Annotated in this window: 26 protein-coding genes; 11 read left to right on the forward strand and 15 right to left on the reverse strand. The window is 74.1% G+C overall.

The features are described 5' to 3' along the window. Window positions 1–58 precede the first annotated feature (58 nt). The 6 genes from CFP65_RS31445 (at window position 59) to CFP65_RS31470 (ending at window position 5,364) form a co-directional block, all read left to right on the forward strand. Window positions 59–1,984, forward strand: coding sequence for a LodA/GoxA family CTQ-dependent oxidase (locus CFP65_RS31445; RefSeq protein ID WP_104819360.1), 1,926 nt, complete (start codon window positions 59–61; stop codon window positions 1,982–1,984). Next, complete coding sequence (locus tag CFP65_RS31450; RefSeq protein WP_104819361.1) at window positions 1,981–3,099, forward strand: tryptophan 7-halogenase; 1,119 nt, start codon at window positions 1,981–1,983, stop codon at window positions 3,097–3,099. Before CFP65_RS31445 ends, CFP65_RS31450 begins: the two co-directional genes overlap by 4 nt. Further along, the gene (locus CFP65_RS31455) at window positions 3,096–3,311 is read left to right on the forward strand and encodes a hypothetical protein (protein ID WP_104819362.1); all 216 of its coding nucleotides are present in this window, start codon (window positions 3,096–3,098) and stop codon (window positions 3,309–3,311) included. Before CFP65_RS31450 ends, CFP65_RS31455 begins: the two co-directional genes overlap by 4 nt. A gap of 43 nt (window positions 3,312–3,354) precedes the next feature. Beyond that, on the forward strand, window positions 3,355–3,654 hold the full coding sequence (locus CFP65_RS31460; RefSeq protein ID WP_104819363.1) for a hypothetical protein: 300 nt from the start codon (window positions 3,355–3,357) through the stop codon (window positions 3,652–3,654). Window positions 3,655–3,803: 149 nt separating this feature from the next. Next, complete coding sequence (locus CFP65_RS31465; RefSeq protein WP_104819364.1) at window positions 3,804–4,523, forward strand: hypothetical protein; 720 nt, start codon at window positions 3,804–3,806, stop codon at window positions 4,521–4,523. Window positions 4,524–4,596: 73 nt separating this feature from the next. Continuing rightward, a complete protein-coding gene (locus CFP65_RS31470) occupies window positions 4,597–5,364 on the forward strand; it encodes a cyclopropane-fatty-acyl-phospholipid synthase family protein (protein ID WP_104819365.1) in 768 nt (255 codons plus the stop codon). A 31-nt stretch (window positions 5,365–5,395) separates the two neighbouring features. On the opposite strand, the gene CFP65_RS31475 is transcribed toward CFP65_RS31470, so the two are convergent. The 6 genes from CFP65_RS31475 to CFP65_RS31500 all read right to left on the reverse strand — a co-directional run bounded on the left by CFP65_RS31475 (window position 5,396) and on the right by CFP65_RS31500 (window position 9,297). Continuing rightward, window positions 5,396–6,097, reverse strand: a complete 702-nt coding sequence (locus tag CFP65_RS31475; RefSeq protein ID WP_104819366.1) for a DUF6230 family protein — start codon at window positions 6,095–6,097, stop codon at window positions 5,396–5,398. Continuing rightward, window positions 6,094–6,753, reverse strand: coding sequence for a hypothetical protein (locus CFP65_RS31480; RefSeq protein ID WP_104819367.1), 660 nt, complete (start codon window positions 6,751–6,753; stop codon window positions 6,094–6,096). Before CFP65_RS31480 ends, CFP65_RS31475 begins: the two co-directional genes overlap by 4 nt. Further along, the gene (locus tag CFP65_RS31485; RefSeq protein WP_104819368.1) at window positions 6,750–7,160 is read right to left on the reverse strand and encodes a DUF6114 domain-containing protein; all 411 of its coding nucleotides are present in this window, start codon (window positions 7,158–7,160) and stop codon (window positions 6,750–6,752) included. Before CFP65_RS31485 ends, CFP65_RS31480 begins: the two co-directional genes overlap by 4 nt. After that, window positions 7,154–7,966: a DUF6230 family protein gene (locus tag CFP65_RS31490; RefSeq protein WP_104819369.1), complete on the reverse strand. Its 813-nt coding sequence runs from the start codon at window positions 7,964–7,966 to the stop codon at window positions 7,154–7,156. Before CFP65_RS31490 ends, CFP65_RS31485 begins: the two co-directional genes overlap by 7 nt. A 33-nt stretch (window positions 7,967–7,999) precedes the next feature. Further along, window positions 8,000–8,452, reverse strand: a complete 453-nt coding sequence (locus CFP65_RS31495; RefSeq protein WP_104819370.1) for a DUF6114 domain-containing protein — start codon at window positions 8,450–8,452, stop codon at window positions 8,000–8,002. Between the two features lie 92 nt (window positions 8,453–8,544). Continuing rightward, the gene (locus CFP65_RS31500) at window positions 8,545–9,297 is read right to left on the reverse strand and encodes a DUF6230 family protein (protein ID WP_254552661.1); all 753 of its coding nucleotides are present in this window, start codon (window positions 9,295–9,297) and stop codon (window positions 8,545–8,547) included. Between the two features lie 180 nt (window positions 9,298–9,477). Here CFP65_RS31500 and CFP65_RS31505 point away from each other — a divergent pair, with 180 nt between their 5' ends. After that, window positions 9,478–10,137 (forward strand): TetR/AcrR family transcriptional regulator, encoded by a 660-nt coding sequence (locus CFP65_RS31505; RefSeq protein ID WP_104819371.1) that lies wholly within the window; start codon window positions 9,478–9,480, stop codon window positions 10,135–10,137. 141 nt (window positions 10,138–10,278) lie between these two features. Here CFP65_RS31505 and lepB read toward each other — a convergent pair whose 3' ends face one another. Continuing rightward, window positions 10,279–10,899 carry a signal peptidase I gene (lepB, locus tag CFP65_RS31510; protein ID WP_104819372.1) on the reverse strand — a complete coding sequence of 207 codons (621 nt, stop codon included), beginning with the start codon at window positions 10,897–10,899 and terminating at the stop codon, window positions 10,279–10,281. Window positions 10,900–10,962: 63 nt separating this feature from the next. After that, entirely contained in the window at window positions 10,963–12,081 is a 1,119-nt protein-coding gene (locus tag CFP65_RS31515; protein ID WP_104819373.1) for a GlxA family transcriptional regulator, read from the reverse strand. Between the two features lie 122 nt (window positions 12,082–12,203). On the opposite strand from CFP65_RS31515, the gene CFP65_RS31520 reads away from it, so the two are divergent. Together CFP65_RS31520 and CFP65_RS31525 are read left to right on the forward strand one after the other, a co-directional pair. Further along, window positions 12,204–13,175 (forward strand): NADP-dependent oxidoreductase, encoded by a 972-nt coding sequence (locus CFP65_RS31520; protein WP_371682484.1) that lies wholly within the window; start codon window positions 12,204–12,206, stop codon window positions 13,173–13,175. A gap of 44 nt (window positions 13,176–13,219) precedes the next feature. Further along, window positions 13,220–13,756: a GNAT family N-acetyltransferase gene (locus CFP65_RS31525; protein WP_104819374.1), complete on the forward strand. Its 537-nt coding sequence runs from the start codon at window positions 13,220–13,222 to the stop codon at window positions 13,754–13,756. A 2-nt stretch (window positions 13,757–13,758) separates the two neighbouring features. Here the strand turns inward: CFP65_RS31525 and CFP65_RS31530 are convergent, their stop codons facing one another. After that, complete coding sequence (locus CFP65_RS31530; protein ID WP_256387315.1) at window positions 13,759–15,015, reverse strand: MFS transporter; 1,257 nt, start codon at window positions 15,013–15,015, stop codon at window positions 13,759–13,761. A gap of 327 nt (window positions 15,016–15,342) precedes the next feature. Between CFP65_RS31530 and CFP65_RS31535 the strand changes: the two genes are divergently transcribed. Then, window positions 15,343–16,278: a LysR family transcriptional regulator gene (locus tag CFP65_RS31535; RefSeq protein WP_104819376.1), complete on the forward strand. Its 936-nt coding sequence runs from the start codon at window positions 15,343–15,345 to the stop codon at window positions 16,276–16,278. A 15-nt stretch (window positions 16,279–16,293) separates the two neighbouring features. On the opposite strand, the gene CFP65_RS31540 is transcribed toward CFP65_RS31535, so the two are convergent. Genes CFP65_RS31540 through CFP65_RS31550 form a run of 4 tightly spaced genes read right to left on the reverse strand, consistent with a single transcriptional unit; the run spans window position 16,294 to window position 18,227 of the window. Next, window positions 16,294–16,899 carry a hypothetical protein gene (locus CFP65_RS31540; RefSeq protein WP_104819377.1) on the reverse strand — a complete coding sequence of 202 codons (606 nt, stop codon included), beginning with the start codon at window positions 16,897–16,899 and terminating at the stop codon, window positions 16,294–16,296. 20 nt (window positions 16,900–16,919) lie between these two features. Then, window positions 16,920–17,441 (reverse strand): AAA family ATPase, encoded by a 522-nt coding sequence (locus tag CFP65_RS31545; RefSeq protein ID WP_104819378.1) that lies wholly within the window; start codon window positions 17,439–17,441, stop codon window positions 16,920–16,922. 34 nt (window positions 17,442–17,475) lie between these two features. Beyond that, entirely contained in the window at window positions 17,476–17,580 is a 105-nt protein-coding gene (locus tag CFP65_RS41405; RefSeq protein WP_254552663.1) for a hypothetical protein, read from the reverse strand. Further along, complete coding sequence (locus CFP65_RS31550) at window positions 17,577–18,227, reverse strand: SDR family NAD(P)-dependent oxidoreductase (RefSeq protein WP_254552664.1); 651 nt, start codon at window positions 18,225–18,227, stop codon at window positions 17,577–17,579. Before CFP65_RS31550 ends, CFP65_RS41405 begins: the two co-directional genes overlap by 4 nt. A 176-nt stretch (window positions 18,228–18,403) precedes the next feature. On the opposite strand from CFP65_RS31550, the gene CFP65_RS31555 reads away from it, so the two are divergent. Then, complete coding sequence (locus CFP65_RS31555) at window positions 18,404–19,009, forward strand: nucleotidyltransferase domain-containing protein (RefSeq protein WP_158702450.1); 606 nt, start codon at window positions 18,404–18,406, stop codon at window positions 19,007–19,009. A gap of 27 nt (window positions 19,010–19,036) precedes the next feature. Here CFP65_RS31555 and CFP65_RS31560 read toward each other — a convergent pair whose 3' ends face one another. Both CFP65_RS31560 and CFP65_RS31565 read right to left on the reverse strand, forming a co-directional pair. Beyond that, complete coding sequence (locus CFP65_RS31560; RefSeq protein WP_104819380.1) at window positions 19,037–22,285, reverse strand: AAA family ATPase; 3,249 nt, start codon at window positions 22,283–22,285, stop codon at window positions 19,037–19,039. Between the two features lie 136 nt (window positions 22,286–22,421). Then, entirely contained in the window at window positions 22,422–23,591 is a 1,170-nt protein-coding gene (locus CFP65_RS31565; RefSeq protein WP_104819381.1) for an exonuclease SbcCD subunit D, read from the reverse strand. Window positions 23,592–23,672: the final 81 nt, after the last annotated feature.

Here is a 23,672-nt window from a genome sequence, read left to right on the forward strand (position 1 = left end):
TTCCGTTCACGAACGGATCGAACCGGGGCCGCCCCGGAGACCGGAGGCACCGTCAGCCATGCTCGAGGAGATCGTGCGCGCGGCCGTCCACCCCGCCATCGGCGTGGCCCGGATCGGCAACTCCCCGACCGAGTACTACCTCGCCCCCGAGGTGCCCGACCCGGCGCCCGAGCCGCCCGGCTTCTACAAGGACGCCACCGGGGCGATCAAGCGCGAGGCCGCCCGGTTCCGGATCTACGGCTACAACGCCCGCGGCGAGGCCGTCGCCGAGCTGACCGCCGACAACGCCGAGATCGGCTGGACGGTCCGGCTGGCCAACAAGAAGGCCGCCTGGTACCAGTTCCAGCTCGCCCTGGACATCCCGGACGCCGCCCAGGCCAAGCCCAGCGAGCTGCGCAACAAGGACTTCACCGGCGAGCGCCGCCGCGACCTGGCGATCACCCCCGACCCGGTCACCGTGAGCGGCCGGGACGTGCCCGGCACCCCCTTCCGCAACGGCTCCTTCGTCGGCCGGCAGGTCGACCTCGGCGAGCTGCGCACCGACGGGGCCGGCCGGCTCCTGGTGCTCGGCGGCCTCGGCGTCTCCGCCTCCTGGGACGGACGACCCGTCACCACCTTCGCCAACAACGACGGTTGGCACGACGACACCGGCGACGGCCCGGTCACCGCCACCGTCACCCTGGGCGGCTGGCGACTCCCGGTCGACCCGGCCTGGGTGGTGGTCGCCCCGCCCGACTACGCCCCCGCGCAGAAGGGGGTGCGCACCCTGTACGACCTGCTGTACGACGTGTTCGTCGGCACCGGCGCGCTGCCCTTCCCGGCCAAGGTCTCGTTCAGCCGCCACATCGCCCCCGTCCTGGAGCGCCTGCGCGACCACCAGTGGGTCAACCACGGCTTCGCCGGCTTCTACGGCCACCAGGGCCTGGCCCCCTTCGTCAACCCGGAGGCGATGCGCCGCCTGAGCAGCAACGCCCCCGGCCGCCGGGCGCTGCGCCGCCAGGTCTTCGACGCGCTGCGCCAGCACGACCGCGACCAGGGCTCCCCGGTGCCCTGGCCCTGGCTGTACGGGGACGGCATGGCCGTCCCGCCGCGCACCCCGCTGCAGCACCTGGAGCTCTCGCCCACCCAGTACCGGATGTTCCAGTACTGGGCCGACGGCGACTTCGAGGACGACTGGGGCACGGTGGAGCCGGTCCGCGAGCTCACCGCCGTCCCGGTCGCCGAGCAGCCCGCCACCCTCGACCGGGCCGCCCTGGACTTCTGCCTGGCCGACGCCTTCCACCCCGGCTGCGAGGTGACCTGGCCGATCCGCCACCCGTCCATGTACCAGGCCCCGTTCCGCCTCCGGCACCGCCCGGACGAGGATCCCGAGCCCCCGTACGGCACCGTGCTCACCCCCCAGACCGCGCTCTCCGTCAACGGCCCGCTCTACGCCCAGGCCGCCGGCGACCTGACCCGCTGGATGGCCGTCCCCTGGCAGACCGACACCGCCAGCTGCCGCTCCGGCTACGAACTCGCGCTCAGCCCCCGGTACGACCCCTACCTCCCCACCTTCTGGCCCGCCCGGGTGCCCAACCACGTGCTCACCGAGGAGGACTACCGGATCGTCCGCGACGAGAGCCGCCCGCTCGCCGAGCGGAACGCCGCCTTCGAGCGGCGGGCCGTCTGGCTGCGGGGCCTGCGCGGCCAGAACGTCCAGCAGCTGACCCAGATGATCGCCGACTGGTACCAGCTGGGCATCGTCGAGGTCCGCGAGGGTACCGCGGGCTTCCCGGAGCGGATGCAGGTCGAATCCACCCCCGGCATCGACCTCACCGGCGTCGGCCCCACCGACAACCTGGTCTCCCTGCACGTCCCGCAGGCCCCCGACCCGGCCTTCACCGCCGCCGCCGTCAACCAGGCCGTGGAGGTCGGCGGCTACACCGCGGCCGAGGTCAACGCCGGGTACTTCGACAAGCTCGCGCCCTACCGCGACCAGCGGTGACCGGCGCTCGGCCGCGCGGCGGACTCGCGTACGAGGTGGTGGTCGTGGGCGGCGGGCCGGCCGGGGCCGCCGCCGCGCTCACCCTGGCCCGGGCCGGGCGGTCCGTGCTGCTGGTGGAGGCGGCCGGGGGTGGGCCGGTGAAGGTGGGGGAGGCGCTGCCCTCGGTGGCCCGGGTGCTGCTGCACGACCTCGGTGCCGCGCTCGACCCGGCCGCCCACCTCCCCAACTACGCCAACCTCGCCGCCTGGGGCACCCCGGCCCTCACCCGCACCGACTTCCTCCGCGACCCGCACGGCCCCGGCCACCACCTCGACCGCCCCGCCTTCGACCGCTCCCTCCGCACCGCCGCCCTCGCGGCCGGCGCCACCCTGCGCACCGCCACCGCCCGCCCGCTCCACCGCTCCCCGGACGGCTGGTGGACGGTCTCGCTCACCTCGCACGGTGCGCCCCAGCCGGTCCGCTGCCGCTGGTTGATCGACGCCAGTGGCCGGCGCCGGGCCGTGGCCGCACGCTGCGGCGCCGCCCACCACCGCGCCGACCGCCTGCTCGCACTCCACCTCGAACTCCCGCCCGCCACCGGCCCGGCCGAGTCCTGCTCCCTGGTCGAGGCCGCCCCGGACGGCTGGTGGTACACCGCCCCGCTGCCCGGCCGCCGCCGGCTGCTCGCCTACTTCACCGACGCCGACCTCGACCCGCCCACCGCCGCCGAGGCCTTCCACCGCCTCCTCCGGCAGACCCGCCACCTCGCCGAACGCACCGCGGCCCACCCCCGCCCCGACCACCCGACCCCGCGCCGGGCGCCCGCCCACTCCGCCCACCTCACCACCCCCGTCGGCGTGGGCTGGCTCGCCGTCGGGGACGCCGCCACGGCCTTCGACCCGGTCTCCTCCCAGGGCATCCTCACCGCCCTGCACACCGGCCGCGCCGGCGCCGCCGCCCTGCACGCCCACCTGACCGGCGACCCGACCGCCCTCCCGGCCTACGTCAGCGGTGTCGCCACCCTGCTCGCCGCCTACCGCCGCAACCGCCATGTGGTCTACACCACTGAATCCCGGTGGCCCGAACGGCCGTTCTGGCGCCGTCGGCACCGCACACTGCCTACGCTGGAACCATGAGCGACGAACCCGCCCGCGACCTGGCGCCCGTCTGTGAGCTTGCGCCCACCGCTGACCCCGAGGCCGCCCTGATCCCCGCCACCGACCCCGGCCCCCGGGCCGACTGCGTGCAGTGCGGCGAGCCCACCGAGTACCCGGCCGACCAGCCGGGCGTCACCCTCTGCCCGGTCTGCGCCTGGCAGGAGGCCCAGCGGATCGCCTGCTCCGGCTGACCCGCCGCCGGCTCATTCGCCGCCGGCCTGCAGCAGCGCGTCGGTGTGCTCCAGCGCCCACTGCCCGAGTGCGGCCAACGGCCCGGGCACCGGATGGCTGGCCCCGGCGCCGGTCGGGCAGCCGGTGCGGACGGTGGCGATCTGCGGGGAGGACGAGGCTGCGCTGGGCGTGGTGTCCGAGCTGGTCCGCGAACTCGGCGGCACCCCAGCCGTGTTGGGCGGCCTCGCGCTCGCCCGGCAGGTGGAGGGGGTGGCGGGGTTCGTGATGCGGCTGGTGGCCACCGGCCACAACCCCGTGACGGCGATACCGGCCGTCCCCGCTGCCGCCACCGACCGTTCGTAGCCTGAGCAGCCTTCCGGGGTAAGGATCCCGGGTGTGTCGGTCTGACTAATCCACCCGTGCGGGTGGCGCCCGGCCCTGTGCCTGGCGCGGTCCGCCCGGGCCAACCTATAAAGGGCCACGTCCTGTTGATCAACTGATGGGCTCTCACCATGTTGCAGGCCGCTCTGCGGGTGCTCGCCGCCGTCTCCCTCGCCTCCGCCGTCTCCACCGTCGCCGTGGCTCCGGCCTCGGCCGTCGCCCCGGCCACCGTGCCGGCCCCGCGCGCGGCGGCGGCCGACGACCTGACCACGCCATGTGGCCCGGTCCTCGACTACCGCGCCTCGGACTGGTGGCAGACCACGACCCAGCCGGACATCGCCCAGTCGGTGGCGGCCAACGCGACGGCCGAGCACTGGCAGTGGCGCAACGACGTCAACACCCTCTGGCGCGGCGACACCCGCGAGAACGTGGAGGACATCTTCCGTGCCGGCTTCACGCCCCGCGGCAAGGAGGTCACCCCCCTCGACCAGTACATCGTCAAGGGCGGCGGCCAGAGCAGCGCCCACCTCAGCACCAGCTGCGCCCAGTGGGTCGCCCAGAAGTTCGCCACCTACGGCACCGCCAAGACCGGCTGGGTCTACGAGATCTACGCCCCGGGCGGCATCGACGTCAACGCCACCGCCCGCGTGAACAACTACCAGTCCCCGTACCTCTGGAACAAGGAGATCGACTTCCCCGGCGGCATCGACGGCCACTACCTCAAGGGCGCCTGCAAGTACCACCTGACCGCCACCGACCCCGACACCAAGGTCAGCACCTTCGAAAACCTCGGCTGCAAGTCGAACCCCGACTTCGCCCCCTTCCAGCAGGCGCCGCCTGCCGCCCACTGAGCCCGCCCCCCTGGCATCGCCGCCCGGAAAAGCGGTGTCGCCGCCCGTCGGGCCGGCCCTACCGTTCTGACCCATGGACGACACCACCGCCCCGCCGCGGCTGACCCGGCTCACCTTCCACGGCCCGCTCTCCGAGGAGCGGGCCGCCCGGATGATCCGCCGGCTCGGCGCCCCAGCCACCCCGGCCACCGTGCTCGACATCGGCTGCGGCTGGGGCGAGTTCATGCTCCGTCTCCTCGAAGCGACGCCCGGTGCGACCGGTGTCGGCATCGATCTCAACGAGGACGACCTCGCCCGCGGGCGCGCCAACGCCAAGGCCCGCGGGCTGGCCGAGCGCGTCCGCTTCGTCCGGGAGTCCGCCGTCGACACCGCCCAGGGCCCCGCCGACCTCGTTCTCTGCCTCGGCGCCAGTCACGCGCTCAGCGACGCCCAGCCACCCGAGCACACGACCGCCGCCCTGCGCGCTCTTCGCCGCCTGGTCGCCCCTGGCGGCCGAGTTCTGCTCGGCGAGGCCTTCTGGGAGCGCACGCCCACTCCGGGCGAGCTGTCGGCCATGTGGCCCGACGCCTCCGCCGCCGAGTTCCACGAGCTCCCCGATCTCGTCGACCTCGCCATCGCCGCAGGCTTCCGCCCGGCCTGGATCGAAAGCGCGAACCTCGACGAATGGGACGACTTCGAGTCCGCCTACCAGTCCGACGTCGAGGAGTGGCTCGCCGCCTACCCCGGCCACCCCCTGGCGCAGGAGACCCGCCACCGTGTCGACCGCCACCGCGCCAGGTGGCTCCGGGGCTACCGCGGTGTCATGGGCCTGGCCTACCTGACCCTCGTACCCGTGCGCTGAGCGGCGGGCGGACTCGACTGCCAAGACCGCCTCACGGCGTGCCCGGGGTGCCCGTCGGGGCTTGGGGGGCCGGGCAGGTGGCGGTGCCGGGGTGGACGGTGATGGAGAGGTTGGGGGTGGTGAGGAGGCCGGGGAGCTGGAGGTCGTCGACGGTGGCGGTGACCTGGTCGAACTTGGCGTAGCCGGCCTGGATGCCGAAGCGGTGTTCGGGGCTGAGGAGGGGGTTGGGGACGGGCTGGTTGGTGGCGGGGTCGGTGACGGTGGTGATGTCGGGGCCGTTGATGTTGAGGTCGACCAGGCCGTCCATGTCGAGGGTACCGGTGGCGGTGCGGAGGTCGAGGACGGTGTTCTGGGTGGAGATCTCCCAGCTGCCCGGGTTGGTGTCGCCGAGGGTGATCATCAGGGTGTAGGTGGCGCCGAGGATCTGCTGCTGCTGGGCCAGGCAGAGGCCGTTGAGCAGGCCGTTGGCGAAGCCCATCCGGAGCGGGTGGGTGGCGGCGGTGGTGCCGGTGGCGGTCTCGACGGTCTGGTCGACCAGGGCGGCGGCGTAGTGGGTGCCGTAGAGGCTGCTGGTGGTGAGCTGGATGGTGCCGCTCTGGATCAGCAGCCCGCTGGCCAGCACGCCGTGGGCGAGGGCGCCGCCGAGCCCGCCGGCCACGGTGAGGGCGGGGAGCAGGACGAGCAGGGCGCGCCGCCAGTGCGTCCGGCCCTCCGGAGCTTCCACGGCGGTCACGGGGTGGTCACCGTGATGGTGCCGGGCAGGTGGACCGGATTGTTGGTGGAGCTGAGGGCGGCGTGGTTGTCGGTGGTCTGGATGCCGTAGACCCGGGCGTCGAAGCCGCTCGCGCCGGCGTTGAGCTTGATGAACGAGCCGAAGAAGTTGAGCAGGCCCTGCACCCCGCAGATCGGGATGATCACGGTGACGCAGATGTTGTCGATCGTGCCCCACATCACCGTGGTCTCCGGCTGCCCGGCCGTGTCCAGGCCGCCGAGCGAGCCGGAGCCCGGGATGTCGATGGTCAGCGCGGTGCCGTCCGGGGCGGTGTGGGTGACGTGCATGTGGCTGTTCACCTGGAGCTGGGTGAAGGTGTACTGGGTGGTGGTGACGGTGGTGCCGTCGGAGAGCCGGATGGTCACGTTGTTGTTCACCGTCAGCCCGACGGCCGTCAGGTCGTCGATGGTGACGTGCATCGGGTTCGGCGTCGGCAGGAAGGGCATGCCGAGCGGGCTCGGTTCACCCGGCAGCACCCGGGGGGTGACGCGGCGCGGGGCGGCGGCGTGGGCCGGGCTCTCCTCCGGCAGCACGGCTGCCGCGAGGAGGATGCCGAACACGCCGGTGACGGCGGCCAGTTGACGCCAGCGGAGGGAGCGGCGGACGGGAAGGGTCACTGCCCGCTCCCCGCATCGGCCACCGCCCGGCGACGGCGTCGCGGGCCCCAGCCGACCATCATCGCGCCGCCCAGGACGCCGAACAGCATCCCGGCCAGGAAGCCGCCGAGGTTGGAGAGCACGAGGGAGACCACGGCCAGCACGGTGCCGATCAGGCCGAAGGTGTACCGCTGGCGGGGTAGCGCCAGCGGGATGAGCCCGCAGAGCATCATGCCGCCGCCGACCAGGTAGCCGGAGAGCGCGTTGAAGCCCGTCACCGTCACCAGGTGGATCGCGCCGAGCGAGAACTTGAGCACCGTCCAGCCACCCACCACCAGCCAGACCGAGCCCCAGAACGGCCGGGTGCGGCGGAAGGCGCGGAACCAACTCCAGCCGCTGCGAGCCAGGTTGAGGCCGGCGGTCAGCATGTGGTGGCCGATCCGGGGACGACCCTGATCGAGAGCGACTGGAGGGTCAGCGAGCCGGCGATCTCGGCGGTGTTGGCGGTCGCGTTGAGCCCGGCCAGGTTGACGGTGCTGCCGCCCGGGCCGGAGCCGGCCGAGCCGAGGCCGAAGCCGCCCGCCTGCGCGCCGGTGAGCGGGGAGTCCGCCACCATCACCTGGTCGGCGGCCATGCCGAGCACCGCGTTCTGCAGGGTGGTGCTGCCGCTGGCGGTCAGCGAGGGGGCCTCGATGTAGAGGTTGGAGGCATTGAGGTCGGTGGTGAAGGTGGCCGGCGGGGTGGCGGTGACCTGCTGACCGGCCGTCAGCAGCAGCGAGTAGCCGACCCCCGCGATCGACTGGTGGACGATGCCGCAGAGCCCGGCCAGATTGGCGCTGGCGAAGCCGACCCGGGCCATCGCCGTGGAGTTGGAGGTGGTGCCGGTGCTGGACTCGATGGTCGGCGTGTTGAGCACGGCCCCGAAGCCGGTGCCGGACACCCCGTTCGACATCAGGGTGAAGGGGGTGTTGGTCACGTTGAAGCTCGCCGCGAGCACGCCGGTGGCCATGCTGCTGCCGAGTGCCCCGATGCCGAGCGCGGCGGGCAGCAGCACGGCGGCGGAGCGGCCCCAGCGGGTGCCGCGCCGGGTGCCGTCGGCGGCCTCCTCCAGCATCCGCCGGTTCCAGCCGGCGGCGGCCGAGCCGGCGGCGGTGGCCACCTCCGTTGCGGCTGTCCTCGCGGCGGCGGTCAGGCGACGGGCCCGCCACGGGCGGGTTGACTGACGGATCTTCATGGGTGCCGTCCTGGTGGGTGTGGGGCGTCGGGGCTACTCGGCGAGGGGCGCGGCCGCAGGCGTGGCGGCGGCGTTGGTGGGGCGGCGCCGCCGGCGCCAGGAGGCGCGGGCGGGCTTGGCCGGCATCCAGCCGACGGCCATCACCCCGCCGAGCACGGAGCAGAGCATGCCGACGAAGAACCCGCCGAGGTTGGTCAGCGGGAAGGAGGCGACGCCGACGATCACCGTGATGATCCCGGCGGTGTAGCGCTGACTGGGGATCAGCAGCATCAGCAGGGCCAGCGCCATCAGGATCGCGCCGCCCGCCATGCCGGCGATGCCGCCGAGGCCGACGTGCAGCAGGGCGGTGACCGGGGCCAGCGGCAGGTAGAAGATCACGAACCCGCCGAGCGCCGTCCAGACGGCGGCCCAGAACGGGCGGGTGCGGCGCCAGCGGCGGTACGCGAGCCGGGCCCGCCGGAGGGCGCCGGGTTGAGCCTCGGACATCTCTGACCTCTCATCAGGGTGGGATGACTGCACGGGGGCGGGTGGGTGGAGCCCCGGTGGTGCGGACTCCACCCGGGTGGTCCGCCGAACGGTCAGCAGTCGCCGCCGTTCGCGCCCTTTCCGGCGGTGTCGCCGTTGACCAGGGCGATGTTGAGGTTGGGCAGGGTGATGGCCCCGCCGAGGGTGGCGCCGTTGGCGTGGGCCTTGAGGCCGCTGATGTCGGTCTCGCCGCCGGTGGCGTCGAGGCCGAACTGGCCGGTGGAGCCGTCGGTGATGCCGCTGTTCTTGATGTTGGCGCTGTCGGCGCCCGCGCCGATCTGGTTGGGGGTGGTGGCGGTGGCGTTCAGCGTCGCGCTGGCGCCGGTGATCGCGCCGCCGTCCAGGATCAGGTTGCTGGCCTGGAGGCCCTGGCCCGCGTCGAGTTGGGCCGTGGTGAGCGGGGTGGCGGCGGCCGGGGAGGTGATGTTGAGCGACCAGGTGCCGACCGTGCCGACCACCGGCAGGTTGACCGACTGGGTGGCGTGGATGCAGATGCCGTCCAGACCTGCCTTGGCCAGGCCGACCTCGGTGACGGCGGTCGGGTTGGCGCCCGCGTTCACCGTGGTCATCACCGCGCCGAGGCCCTTGGGCGCCGCCATGGTGTTGGAGCTGAGGGTGAACGGGACGGCGGTGAGCGAGAGGTTCGCCGCGAGCGCCCCCTCGGTCATCGCCACGGCCATCGCGCTGATCGCGATGACGGCGGGGACGGCCACCAGCGCGCTGCGGCGCCAGCGGGTCACCCCGCGCGGATCGGTGCTCGGTGCGGTGGCGGTGCCTTCCTCGGATCTTTCCTGGCTCTCGGACATGAGTCACTCCGACTCTCTTCCCGCTCGCGCGGGGCTGGATGAGGGTACTGCCGATCACGGGAGGAATCGCCAGGAATCCACCCGAAGCGGTTTACAGGTTTCGGCAGTGTGTCCAGACCGTAAGCACTATCAGACATGGCGTCAATAAGATGAACGGGATTGGCTGACTAGACTCCGCCAATGGCCACGAACCGCGAACGCGAGCACTCTCCGCTGCGGACGCGGCTGCTCGACACCGCCGCCGAACTGATCGTCGATCGCGGCTTCCGCCGGCTGCACCTGACCGAGGTCGCCACCCGGGCCGGGGTGAGCCGGCAGACGGTCTACAACGAGTTCGGGTCCAAGGAGGGCCTGGGGCAGGAGCTGTTCGGCCGAGAGCTGCACCGGATCGCCGTCGGCACCCTGGCCGAACTCGAGGCCAACCGCGGCCGGCTGCGCGCCGCCACCGAGGCCGGGGTGGGCTACATCCTCCACGAGGCGGCCGTGAACCCGCTGCTCAGAGCCGTGCTGACGGCCGATCGGGACGGCGAGAACGGTCTGCTCGCCTACCTCACCACCCGCTCCGGCGCCGCCTTCGACACCTTCTCCTCGCTGCTGGTCTCGTACACGGAGGAGGTCTGGCCGGAGGTCGACGACCTCTCCCGCTCGCTCGCCGTCGAGTCCGTGGTGCGGCTCACCGCGAGCCACCTGCTCCAGTCCTCGGCGGACCCGGCCGAGGCCGGCCTGACCGAGGCGGCGGGGCGGATCGCGGAGATCGTGATGCGGGTCTCCGGGGTGGTCGACCCCGGACCCGGCTGCGGACCCGACTCCGGACCTGACTCCGGACCTGACGGGATGTGACGCGGGCGTTCTCTGTCGAGTCGGGCCAGGGTCGGCGGGATTTCGCTGGGCCGGTGACGGTGGGGGAATTCCGCTACGGGGTGACGCTGAATTGCATTTCGCTACCCGGTGACTCGTATATTCCCGGGATGCGTTCGAACGTCAGGACTGCGGGGCCGGGACGGGGGTCATGGCCGGGCCGGCGGGCAGGGAGCCGAAGGCGGTGAGCGGCCAGACCCGCAGGTGGATCCGGGCGCTGACGGTGGTCAGGTCGCCCCAGCCGAAGGTGCGGGCGTCGTCGGAGCCGTCGGGGTTGTCACCGAGGAAGAACAGCTTGCCGGGCGGGACGGTCTGCGGGTGGGGGGCGGCGTCGCGCTGGCCGTCCGGCTGGCAGCAGTTGCTGCTCCGGTGCGCCTGGGCCGGCCAGGTCGGCTGGTCGATCCGGTACCACTGGCCGGTGCCGCCGGGCTGTACCAGCACGGTGAACGGTGCGGCCGGCGTGGAGTCGATCTCCACCCGGTCGCCGGGCAGGCCGATCACCCGCTTCACGATGGTGGTGTCCCGGCCCGGCGTCTTGAGCAGCACCACGTCGAACCGGTGCAGCCGGCTGCCCTGGCTGATCTTGTCCGGCAGCAGCCGCTCTCCGTCGGCCAGGGTCGGCTGCATGCTGTGCCCGTCCACCCGGACGGCGATCACCGCCAGTACGGCCACCGCCGCGACTCCCAGCCCGAGCAGGATCCCGACCCCGATGGCCACTCCGCGCCACGCCCGCCACCAACTCATCGCGCCCCTCCGCCCGTCACGCTGATCAGTGCGGCAGAGCGTGCTGGGTGGCGGGTGCGGCCGTCAAGGGGTTGACAGGCTGGGGCGACTCGGGCTCAAGCGGCCGGGATGGGTGTGGCCTTGGTCGGTGCGGCCCTGGTCGGTGTGGCCTTGGGCGGTGCGGCCCCGGAAGGTGCGGCGGTACGCGGCGGGTGAGACGCCGATCGCGGCGGCCAGGTGCCCGCGGAGCGAGGAGGCGCTGCCGAAGCCGGCGCGTTCGGCCACCTGGTCCACCGGCAGATCGCTGGACTCCAGGAGCCGGCGGGCGAGTTCGAGCCGCTGGGTGGTGAGCCAGCGGCCCGGGGTCTGGCCGGTCTCGGCCAGGAACCGGCGGCTGAAGGTGCGCACGCTCATCTCGGCCCGCGCCGCCAACTCGGCCAGCTGGATGGGCTGGTGGAGCTGGTGCAGGGCCCACTCGCGAGCCCCGGCGGTGTCGCTCCCGCTCGGCTCCGGGACGGGCCGGTCGATGTACTGCGCCTGCCCGCCGTCCCGCCAGGGCGGCACCACGCAGTACCGGGCCACCCGGTTGGCCACCTCGCTGCCGTGGTCGCGCCGGATCAGGTACAGGCAGAGGTCCATCCCGGCGGCCGAACCGGCCGAGGTGAGCACGTCGCCGTCGTCCACGTAGAGCACGCTCGGGTCGAGCGGGATCTCGGGGTGGAGCGCGCGGAAGCGGTCGGCGTAGAGCCAGTGCGTGGTGGCCGGCCGGCCGTCGAGCCGCCCGGCGGCGGCGAGCACGAAGGCGGAGGTGCAGATCGCCACCAGCCGCGTGCCGGGCCGGAGTTCGGCGAGCGCGGTGGTCAGCAGCCCGGCCAGCGGCTCGGCCGGCGGCCCAGCCGCCGGTTCGGCCGCCGGTTCGGCCGCAGGTTCGCCGCCGCCGAGCGGGTCGACGACGGCCGGGACGACCACGGTGTCGGCGGTGGCGATCACGCTCGCGTCGTGCTCGACGGTGACCGCGAAGTCCTCGCTGGTGCGGACCGGTCGGCCGTCCGTGGTGCAGGTGAGCACCTCGTAGAGCGGCCGGCCGTCGGCGCTGTACGCGAGGCCGAACGCCTTGGCGGGGATGCCGAGTTCGAAGGGGTAGACGCCGGGGAGGGCGAGGACGACGACGCGGTGCACGGCCTGCCGCACGGACTGCTGCATGGCCAGATCCTCTCACTCGTTGGCAATCCGGCCACTCGTTTCGGCCGGCTGGGTCCGGCAGGCTGTGGATCAAGCGCCGAGTGGCGCTGAGCAGCGAGGACGAGTGAGGGGAGCGGGTCCGGATGGCGGGGACGACGGGGGCAGTGGGGGCGGCGGGGGTCATGCTGGCGGTGGCGTTCGCGGAGCCGGGTGGGCCGGAGGTGCTGCGGCTGGTGGAACGGGAGCGGCCGGTGCCGGGGCCGACGGAGATCCTGGTGCGGGTGCACGCGGCTGGGATCAACCCGATCGACTGGAAGACCAGGGCGGGGGTGGTGCGGCTGGCGCCCGGCGGGGACGTGCCGGGGTGGGACGTGTCGGGGGTGGTGGCGGCGGTCGGGCTCGGCGTGACGCTTTTCCGGCCGGGGGACGAGGTGTACGGCATGCCGGGGTTCCCCCGGCTGGTCGGCGGCTACGCCGAGTACGTGGCCGCCCCGGCCCGCCACTTCGCGCCGAAGCCGGTGGGGCTCGACCACGTGGCGGCGGCGGCGCTGCCGCTGGCCGGGCTGACGGCCTGGCAGGCACTGGTCGACACGGCCGAACTGCAATTCGGGCAGCGGGTGTTGGTGCACGCGGCGGCAGGTGGGGTGGGGCACCTGGCGGTGCAGCTCGCCAAGGCGCGCGGCGCGTACGTGATCGGCACCGCGCGGGCGGAGAAGCACGCCTTCCTGCGGGAGCTGGGAGCGGACGAGGTGATCGACTACACGGCGGTGGACTTCGCGGCGATGCTCTCGGACGTGGACGTGGTGATCGACTCGGTCGGTGGCAACTATCAGGAAGGCTCCCTGTCAGTTCTTCGGGACGGCGGCACGCTGATCACCCTCCCCACCGTGGAGACCTCGGCCCTCGCCGCCGCGGCAGCGGCCCGCGGCATCCGCTCCGGCTTCCTGCTGGTCGAGCCCGACCGTCACGGCCTGCTGGCCCTCACCGATCTGGTGGAGAGCGGCCGCCTCCGGGTCCACGTGGACGCCGTCTTCCCGCTGGCCGAGGCGGCGCGGGCCCACACCCTCGGCGAAACCGGCCGGACCAAGGGCAAGTTGGTGCTCAAGGTAGCCTGACCCGGGCCTTCACTACCCAAGCCGCCACCCCGAAGGAGCAGCGCGTGTCCCTCGAACTCCGCTACCACGTCACCCTCGACGCGGCGCTCCGGCAGGAGCTGACGGAGGTGTACGCGGAGGTGCGGGCGCCGCTGCTCCACCTGCCCAACTACGGCATCGAGGCCTTCGCCGGACGTCTCGACCGCCACCTGGCCGATCCCGGCTTCGGGATCGTACTCGGCTACGAGGGCGGGCAGCCCGTCGGGTACGCGTACGGCAACACCGTCGGTGCCCGTGACCCGTACTGGCAGCGGTTGGCGGAGCCGCTCGCCGAGGGCGGTCCGACCGTACCGGCGTTGGCGATCAAGGAGATCGGAGTCCGACCGCCGTGGCGCGGCACCGGTGCGGCCCGCCGGATCCACGACGGCTTGCTGGCCGAACGCACCGAGGAGACCGTCATGTTGATGGTCAACCCGCTTGCCGGGGACGGCAAGGTGCAGCGGGTCTACGAGAGTTGGGGCTACCGGAGGTTCAACTCCCAGTCGGCCACGGCGGCCTCGCCCGAGCTGGCCGCGATGGTCCGTCCGAACCGGCCGGCCTGAGCTCAACCGGTGGCGGGGGTCGGTGCGGGGGCGGCCTCGGGCCCGGGGGCGGTGAGGTGGTGGCCGCGGGGGAGCAGGAGCGGGGTGGCCAGGGCCAGCAGGCCGGCCAGGGCGATGGTGGTGCGGGGTGTGGTGAGGGCGGCGAGCAGGCCGGCCAGGGTGGTGAGGACGGCGATGGTGAGCTGCTGGCCGACGGACCAGGCGGTGAGGGTGCGGGTGAGCAGGTGCTCGGGGGTCCGTTCCAGCCGGTGGGTGGCGAGCACCGGGGTGTAGAGGCTCATGTTCACGATGATCGCGAGTTCGACGGCGATCACGGTGAGCAGCCCGATCGGGCCCGGCCGGACGAAGGCCAGGCCGAGCAGCCAGACCGCGCGGAGGGTGCCGATGGTCCGGAACACCCAGGCCCGCCCGTGGCGGTCCACCACCCGCCGGGCCAGCCGGGAGCCGAGCAGGCCGCCGAGGCAGGGAGCGGCGAAGGCCAGTCCGTACTGCCAGGCCGGGAAGGCGAGTTGGCGGAGCAGGAGGACGGCCAGGAGTGGCTCGGTGGCCATGATCAGGCCGGAGACCAGCAGGTTGTTGAGGTAGAGCGGGCGCAGGCTCGGGTCGGTGAAGACGTGCCGCCAACCGTCGAGCAGGCCGCCGCCGGCGGGTCGGCGGTGGACGCGGGTGCCCCGGCCGCTCCGCTGCGGAGGGGGCTGCTCCACGGTGCGGATCGCGGTGATGCCCAGGGCGGAGAGCAGGTAGCTGAGGGCGTCCGCGACCACCGTGACCACCGGGCCGAAGCTGGCGATCGCCGCGCCGCCCAGCGGTGGGCCGATCGCGATCGAGCTCCATGTGGTCGACTCGAACCTGGCGTTGGCGACCAGCAGGTCCTCGGGGCGGACCAGCGCCTTGAGGTGGGCGCCGCTCGCCGCGCCGAAGGCGATCTTGGCCGCCGCGACCACCGCCGAGACGGCCAGCAGCTGGCCGAGGCCGAGCCGACCGAAGGCGTAGGCCAGCGGGACGGTGGCCATCGCCGCGCACCGGGCCAGGTCCATCGCGACCATCACCGGCCGCTTGCGGCGGAACTCCACCCAGGGGGCGAGCGGCAGGGCGATCAGTGCCCCCACGGCGGGCCCGGTGGCGGCGAGCACCGACACCTCGGCCGGCCCGGCGTGCAGCACCTGGACGGCGATCAGCGGCAGCGCCCCGAACCCGAGCCCGGAGCCGTAGGCGCTCACCGCGTACGCGGCCCAGAGCCACCCGAAGTCCCGCCCCAGGCGCGGTCGGCCCGGGCCACCGCGCCACGACCGGCCGAGCCGCTGCCCGGCCGGCCGTGCCGGGCCCGCACCGGGCGGCTGCCCCGCACCGGGCCCGACTCGCAGCTCTCGGCCAGAGGCGCCCCACCGCCCGAAGCCAGGCCCGCCCGGCCGCGTCGCCCCGGGCACCCGACCCCACCCCCGCCGCACCCTGCCGATCATGCGCGGGCCCCTCCTCGTACAACCGATCATTGACCGGAGCCATCAAATCCTGGTCTTGACCCGGGGATCAAACAACCAATCGGCCACTACGACACAACCAACGGTTGTTGCCCTATCGTGGGCGGCATGGATCTCGACGCTGTCCGGACCTTCGTCGTGGCCGCCGACGCGGGCCGTTTCCAGGAGGCCGCCGCCGAGCTGGCCGTCACCCAGCAGGCCGTCTCCAAGCGGATCGCCACGCTGGAGCGGGGGCTGGGGGTGCGGCTGTTCGTCCGGACGCCGCGCGGCGCCCAGCTGACCATCGACGGGCAGGCCTTCCTGCCGCACGCCCGCGAGCTGCTCCGGGTGGCCGAGCGGGCGGTGGCCTCGGTGCGGGCCGGGACGCGGGCGCTGCGGGTGGACGTGCTCTCCTCGCGCAGTGCGCAGTCGGGGCTGATGCGGGAGTTCCACCGGCTGCACCCGGAGATCGAGCTCGACGTGCTGACGCTCTTCGACCTCGACACGGCCGTGGCCGAGCTCTGCTCCGGGGCGCTGGACGCCACCTTCCGCGCCGTGGCCGCGCCCGGGCGACCGCTGCCCGAGGACGTGGCGGCCGTCCGGGTCTTCGACGAGCCGCTGCAACTGCTCACCGGGCCCGGTCACGCGCTGGCCAACGCCCGCTCGGTGACCATGGCCGAGCTGGTCGGCCACCGGATCTGGATGCCCGGCATCGTGCCCGGCACCGAGTGGGCCGCCTACTACGACGACCTGGTGGCCGAGTTCGGCCTCACCATCGAGGCCACCGGCCCCAACTTCGGCTCCGACGCCCTGCTCGACACCATCGCCGACACCCCGGCCCTGGCCACCTTCATGAGCGCACAGACCCGCCTGGTCTGGCCCGCCGGCCACGGCCTGCGCCGCATCCCGGTCACCGACCCCACCCCGGTCTACCCGCACTCCCTCCTCTGGCACCGCGACAACCCCCACCCGGCCCTGGCCACCCTCCGCACCCACCTGGCCACCGTCCCGCCCACCTGTGACGAGACCACGGCCTGGACCCCGGGCTGGACCAACCCGCGCTGAGCCCACCCGGCTGGTTCAGCCCCCGGTGTGGTGGCGGCGGGTCGGCGGGGAGAGCAGCCGGGCCACCGTCCGGCGGGCCGCCTCGCGGTGGTCGGGACGGGGCGCCGGCACCCGTGGCCCGGCCAGGTCGGTGCCGGTGAGCGAGCCGGCCGGGACGGTGGCCCAGTCGGTGCGGTGGATCACCGCGAGGTGGCCCTCGCGGTGGGCCTTGGAGTCCTTCCAGTCGTCCGGCGGGGCCAGCAGGACGCGGAGGCCGTGATCGTCCGGCCACTCCAGGCCGAGGACCTGGCGGCCGAAGTGATCCTCGAAGAGCGACCGGGCGGCACCCGTCGCCAGGTCGACCAGCAGGAGCTCGCCCTCGAAGAGGTAGCCGCCGTCGTACTCCCCGGTGCCCACCGCGAGCAGGGGCAGCGACGGGTGGAAGGCCAGCGCGTTGACGGGGTGTTCGGCGTGCAGCAGCCAGCGGCGGCGGGCCCGGTCGGTGACCCGGAAGAGGCCGTACCCGTCCGAGCCGGCCGCCGCGAGCAGGCCGCGCCGGTGGTCCCGGACGGCCAGCAGGAGTTCGCCGAGCCCGGCGAAGGGGTCGTCGGGGCCGGCCGGGAGCGGCAGAGAGTTGTGCATACGGACGATCTTCGCAGGCCTCAGCCCTTGAGGGTGTCGACGATCTGCCGGGCGGCCTGGGCCGGGGTGAGGTGGGTGGTGTCGACCACCTCGGCCTCGGCGTGGAGCCAGCTGCGGGCGGCCTCGGCGTAGGGGGCGAGGTACTTGAAGCGGAACGGGGAAGGGCCCATCACCGCATCGTGCTGAATCCGGTGGTGCAGGGTCTCTTGGTCGGCGTGCAGGACGAAGTGGCGTACCGGGATGCCATGTTCGGCAAGGCCCGCGCTGATCTCGCGCCAGTACTGCTCGACCAGGACGGTCATCGGGACGACCAGGGTGCCGCCGGTGTAGTCGAGCAGGCGGCGGGCGGAGTCGACCACCAACTGCCGCCAGGGCAGCCAGTGCTGGAAGTTGTCGGTGGCCGGCAGGCCCGGCGAGACGTCCATGAGCAGTTCGCCGACCTTCTCGGCGTCGAACACCCGGGAATCCGGGATCAGTTGCTGCACCAGCGGGCTGGTGGTCGTCTTGCCCGCGCCGTGGGTACCGTTCATCCATACGATCATGGCCCCGATGCTAGGCAATCGGCCGGGTCGGATGTCAGCGCATTCCGCCGGAGGCCAGGATCACGTCCCCGGTGATCCACCGCGCGTCCTCGGAGGCCAGGAAGGCCACCAGCGGGCCGTAGTCCTCCGGGGTGCTCATCCGCCCCAGCTGGGTGTCGGCGATGGCTCGGGCTTCCTGGGGCGAGCCGGGGAAGCCCATGGCCCGGGTGCCCTCAGTGTCCGAGGGCCGGGAATGATCGCGTTGACCCGGGTGCCGTGCGGGCCCAGCTCCTTGGCCGCGACGATGGTGAAGGCGTTGACCGCGCTCTTGGAAGCGACGTACAGCGAGGCGTACGGCGGGTGGGTGAGCGTGCCGGCCGTCGAGACGTTGACGATCGACGCGGCCCCGATGTCCTGCTGCGCCGCCAGGGCTTGGGTGGTGAGGATTGTGCCGAGCAGATTGGTGGTCAGCTCGCGCTGGAACTCCGCTTCGGTGATCTCCGCCAGCGATGCGAAGGCTGCGACGGCCGCGTTGTTCACCAGCACGTCCACCGGCCCGTACTCCTCGCGGGCCCGCTGGAACAGGCGCCGCACGTCCTCGCTGCGGGGCCACGTCCGGCCGGACGGCGAGCGCCCGGCCCCCTCGGTGGTGATGTCCGCGACCACCCGCCCGGCGCCCGCCGCATCCTCCCGGTAGTTCACCACGACGGCCGCGCCGGTGCGGGCCAGCGCCTTGGCGATCCCCGCGCCCGAACCCTTCGACGCGTCCGTGACGATCGCCGTGCGTGCCGTGCTGTTGCTGCTCACAGTGACTCCTCGAACCAGACCACGAGCTGCTGGGCCACGTTGATCGTCTCGGCCCTCCTCGCGGGCCCGCACCGAACTCCTCGCCGCCCAGGAGCAGTACGACCGTGAGCAGGAGTCACCACGCCCGTGGCGGAATCGGGGTGCGGGGCCCGGTGCCCGGGTGGGAGAGTCGGGCGGTGAATCGAGAGATGCGGGTGCAGCCGGCGGACGATCCGGCGTTGCGGCAGGTCGGGGAGCTCTTCGAGGGGTACGCCGGGTCCTGGTGGGTGGCCGGCGGGTGGGCCGTGGACCTGAACCTCGGGCGGGTGACGCGGGCGCACGGGGACGTGGATGTGCAGGTGCTCGCCCGAGAACTAGAGCTTTTCGTAGGGCACTCCGGGGCTTACGAGCTCCAGCTGGCCGACCGGCTCACGGGCGAGCGGCGGGCCTGGGCGTACCCGGAGCCGGTGGAGCCGGGGCGAGAGACGCTGCTGCTGGTCGGCGGGCCAGTCGCGCTGGAGGTGATGGTGGCCCGGTCGGACGGGGACGAGTGGGTGTTCCACCGGGGGCACCGGACCCGCCTGCCGCTCGGGCGGCTGACCCGGCGGACGGCCGACGGGCTGCCGTACCTCGCGCCGGAGGTGGTGCTGCTGTTCAAGGCCCGCGGCACCCGGCCCAAGGACGAGGAGGACTTCCGGGCGCTCGCTCCGCTGCTCGGGCCGGAGCAGCGGAGCTGGCTCGCCGAACGCCTGACCCCGCCAGGGACCGGGCCGCACCCCTGGCGGGAGGCACTCGAAGCCTGAAGGCCCGTACGGCACCGGGGTGGTGGGTCAGCCGGGCTCCTGGTCGGCGAGGCGGAGGGTGGAGCCGCGGCGGCCCTTGCGGACCAGGAGTTGGGCCGGGATGCGGGTACGGAGATCGGGGACGTGACTGACGATGCCGACGGCGCGGTCGCGTTCGCGGAGGCCGTCGAGCACGTCCATCACCTCCTCCAGAGCCTGTTCGTCGAGGCTGCCGAAGCCCTCGTCCACGAAGAGGGTGTCGAGCGGGCGGCCGCCGGCCTCGTCGGTGACCACGTCGGCGAGGCCGAGGGCCAGCGAGAGGGAGGCGAAGAAGCTCTCGCCGCCGGAGAGGGTGGCGGTGTCGCGGTCGCGGCCCGTCCAGGCGTCGACCACCCGCAGGGCCAGCCCCGAGCGCTTGTTGCCGGCGGCGCGGCCGTCGCTGTGGACGAGGGTGTACCGGCCGCCGGACATCCGGACCAGCCGCTCGCTGGCCGCCGCCGCGACCTGCTCCAGCCGGGCTGCCAGCACGTACGACTCCAGGCGCATCCGCAGCACGTTCTCGGTGGAGGTGCCCGCCGCCAGCGCCGCAAGCCGGCTGATCCGGCCGTGGCGCTCCAGCTCCGGGGCCAACTCGGCAGCCAGTCGGGCCAGTTCGGCGCCCAAGCGGGCCAGGGCGGCGCACCGTTCGGTGGCCGCGCTGTGCCGGGCCGAGGCCTCGGTGAGGCGGGCCAGGCCGGCGTCGTGGCGGGCCCGGGCCTGCGCGAGGTCGGCGGGTGGGAGAGCGGCGGCGGCGAGGAGTTCGGCATCGGTGAGCCGGTCCTGGACGCGGGCCAGGGTCGTGCGGTGATGCTCGACCCGGGTGTGCAGGGCGGTGCGTTCGGCGGTGGGGAGCAGGGCGGCGTGCGCCTCGGCGGGCCCGGCGAAGCCGGCGGCCTGGGCGGCCAGCCGGAGTTCGTGCTCGGCCTCGGTGAGCCGGGCCGCCGCCTCGGTGCGGGCCCGGGCGGCCGTGGCGGCGCTCGCCAGGGCCTCGGCCTGGGTGGCCAGGGCCGCACCATGGGCGGCGACGGACGGCGCATCGCCGCGCGCCTCGGCCACGCGGCGGGCCAACTCGGCGCGCTCCTCGGCGAGTTTGAGGGAACGCTCGGCGAGTACGGCGATCCGCTGGTCGGCCTCGTGCAGGCCGCGCTGCCGCTTGGACTCCTCGGCGGCGAGGCGGGCCAGCTGCTGGGTGAGGGAGCCCAGCTCCTCGGCGGCGCGCAGTGCCGTGCGCCGCTCCTCGGCCAACTCGGCCAGCTCGGAACGGAGTTCCGCCGCACCGGCGCCGCCGGCGGCCGTGGTGGCGGCGGATTCGGCGACCCGGAGCTCGGTGAGGCTGCCTTCGGCGAGGTGCAGGGCCGACTCGGCGCGGGACTGCTCCTGCTGGGCGCGGCGCTCGTCCTCCGCGCTGACCGGGGCCTCGGTGGCCCGGGCGGGCGCCGGGTGCTCGGCCGAACCGCAGACCCGGCACGGCTCGCCCGGGGCCAGCTGGGCTGCCAACTCGGCCGCCATGCCGACCAGTCGGCGTTCGCGGAGATCCAGGGTGCGGGAACGGGCCTCCTGGGCCAGGTCCTTGAGCGTGCGGACGGTGCCCTCGGCCTCGGCGATCTCGCCGAGCAGCTGTTCGCGGCGGCGGGCCGCGGTCAGGCGTTCGTCCAACTCGCTGTGCTTGGCGTCGAGTTGCTCGACCGTGGTGGCGGCGGCGCGGGCCGACTCCTGGGCGGCGGAGAGCTGCTCGAACCGGCCCTCGTACTCGACCAGCCACTCCCGGGCGTCCTCGGCGGCCCCCTCGACCCGGGCCCGTTCGGCCTCGGCCCGCTCCTGCTCACGGCCGAGCGTCAGCCAACGCTCCTCCTCGGCCCGGGCGGTGGTGAGCCGGCCGAGGTGCTCGCGGAGCCCGCGCTCGGCCTCGGCCAGGGCCTCGGCTTCGGCGGCGGAGTGAGGGTGGGAGAGGGCGGCGCGGGCGGACTGCTCGGCGCAGGTGGCCGCGTCGAGGGTGGCGGTCGCGTGGGCGTGCAGACGGAAGGCCGTCTCCACGGTGGCGGCGGCCTGGGCGGCCGCCAGCCGCCGGGCCTCCTCGGCGGCCCGCTCGGCGGAGGCGGCGAGCTGGTCGGCTTCGGCCACGGCGGCCTGGTGGCGACGCTGACGGTCGGCCAGTTCGGCGGTCTCCTCGGCGGCGCGGCGAGCCCCGTCGTGCGCCGTCTCGGCGGCCTGCAGCCAGAGCTCGGCGACGGTCGACTCCTCGGCGGCGTTGGAGCGGAGGATCGCGGCCCAGGCGAGGACGCCGTCGGCGAGGCTGCCGGTGCCGCGGTCGGTATGGCCGAGGGCGGCACCGGTACGGCCGGGGGCGGTGGTGGGTGTACCGGCAGCCCGGCTCCGGGCCCGGGAGTCGGCGGGACCGGCGGAGCCACCCGTGTGGTCACCGGCGGAGCCGCCGGTGAGGCTGCCGGTACTGCCGCCGCCCGCGAGTCCGGGTGCGCCGTCGGGGGTTGCGCCTGAGCGGCGCGTGGTCGGCTTGGCCGACGGGCTCGGGGCGGGCTCCTCTGCGGGGAACCAGGGGTCCATGGGCTCGGCCAGGGGGCCGGCGGCCTCGCGGGTGCGGTCGGCGAGGCTGCGCAGGCGGGTGCGGCCGGCGGTGACGGCGGCTTCCTGGGCGCGGCGCTGGTCGGCCAGCCACTTCTCCACCTGCTCGAAGCGGCTGGTGTCGAAGAGCTGGCGGAGCAGGGCGGCCCGTTCGGTGGCGTCGGCGCGCAGGAAACGGGCGAAGTCGCCCTGGGGGAGCAGCACCACCTGGCAGAACTGCTCCCGGCTCATGCCGATCAGGCGGCGCAGCTCCTCGCCGGCCTCCTGGTGGGAGGTGCTGAGGGCGCGCCAGCCGGGCTCGCCCGCACCCGTGTCGGCCGTCCACTCGCGGAGCAGGGTCTGCGCCTTCTCCAGGGTGGTGCCGGCCCCGCGCCGTTTCGGACGCGGCTGCTCGGGCGACCGGATGATCTCCAACCGCCGCCCGCCCAGGGTGAGTTCGAGTCGGATCCGGGTGAGCAGGGCCGGGTCGGCGTGGTCGCTGCGCAGCGGGTTGCCCTTGCGGGTGCCGGGCACCTCGCCGTACAGGGCGTAGCAGACGGCGTCGAGCACGCTGCTCTTGCCCGCGCCGGTGGCGCCGCGGAGCAGGAAGAGCCCGGCGGCGGCGAGCTGGTCGAAGTCGACCCGCTCGGTGCCGGCGAAGGGGCCGAAGGCGGTGAGCTCCAGGTGGTGCAGCTTCATCGATGCGGCTCCTGCTCGCGCTCGTTCATCGTGGCCGAGACCAAGGGCAGTGCCGTCGTGGCCGAGACCAAGGGCAGCGCCATCGGGCCCGAGACCAAGGGCAGTGCCATCGGGGCCGACCCTGGGCGGTGCGGCTTCATCGGGGCAGCTCCTGCTCGCGTTCGGTCTCGCGGCGGACGGCCTCGAAGGCCTCGCGGAGCCAGGCTCGTTCGGTCTCGTCGGGCTCGCTGCCCGGGCGGACGTGGCGGACGAAGCCCTCGGCCACCTCCAGGTCGGGGCGGCCGCTCACCCGGGCGGCGTAGGAGGGGTGCTCGGCGCCGGGGGTGTGCTCGGGCTCGAAGAGCAGCTGCAGGGTGTGCGGGAAGCGGCTGCGCAGCCGCTCCATCGGGTCGGCCGGGCGGGCCGGGTCGGTGAGGGTGGCCTGGACCCAGGCGTCTTCGTGCTCGGCGAGGGCCGGATCGGCCAGCAACTCGTCCAGCCGGCCGCGCAGCACGGCCAGCGGGCGGGGCTGCGGGCAGTCGATCCGCTCGGCGGCGACCGAGCCGTCGGCCGCGAGGTCGACCAGCCACATGGTCTTGCGGTGGCGGTGCTCGGAGAAGGAGTAGGCGAGCGGGGAGCCGCTGTAGCGCAGGTGCGGGGCGAGGGTCTGGGCGCCGTGCAGGTGGCCGAGGGCGGCGTAGTGAACGCCGTCGAAGACGCTCGCGGGCACGGCGGCCACCCCGCCGACGGTGATGTCGCGCTCGCTGTCGCTGGGCTCGCCGCCGGTGACGAAGGCGTGCGCGAGCACCACGGCCCGGGTGCCGGCCGGGCGGTCGGCGAGGTCGGCCCGGACGCCCGCCATCGCGGCGGAGAGCACCTCGGCGTGGCCGCCGCGGGCGAGGCCGAAGCGCTCGCGGGTGAGCAGCGGCTCCAGGTAGGGCAGGCCGTAGACGGCCACCGGGCCGTGCTCGTCGGCCAGCAGCACCGGGACGGCGCAGCCGTCGGGGTCGGTGCGCAGGTGGATGCCCGCCCGGTCGATCAGGCCGGCGCCGACGCCCAGGCGGCGGGCCGAGTCGTGGTTGCCGCTGATGAAGACGGTGGGCACGCCGAGCTCGGCGAGGCGGTGCAGCACCTCGTCGAACAGCCCCACGGCCTCCAGCCCCGGCAGCGCCCGGTCGTACACGTCGCCCGCGACCAGCACGGCGCCTACCCGCTCGGCCCGGACCACCTCGACCAGGTGCGTAAGGAAGGCCCGCTGGGCCTCGTGCATGCTCTCCCGGTGGAAGGACCGGCCGAGGTGCCAGTCGGAGGTGTGCAGCAGCCTCATCGCGACGCCGCCCCCGCTGCCGCCGCGACCCGCTGTGCCCGCTCGCCCGCTGCCACTCGAGGTCTCCTCTGCTCGCGCGGA

This window comes from Kitasatospora sp. MMS16-BH015 (assembly GCF_002943525.1).
Classification (GTDB): Bacteria; Actinomycetota; Actinomycetes; order Streptomycetales; family Streptomycetaceae; genus Kitasatospora.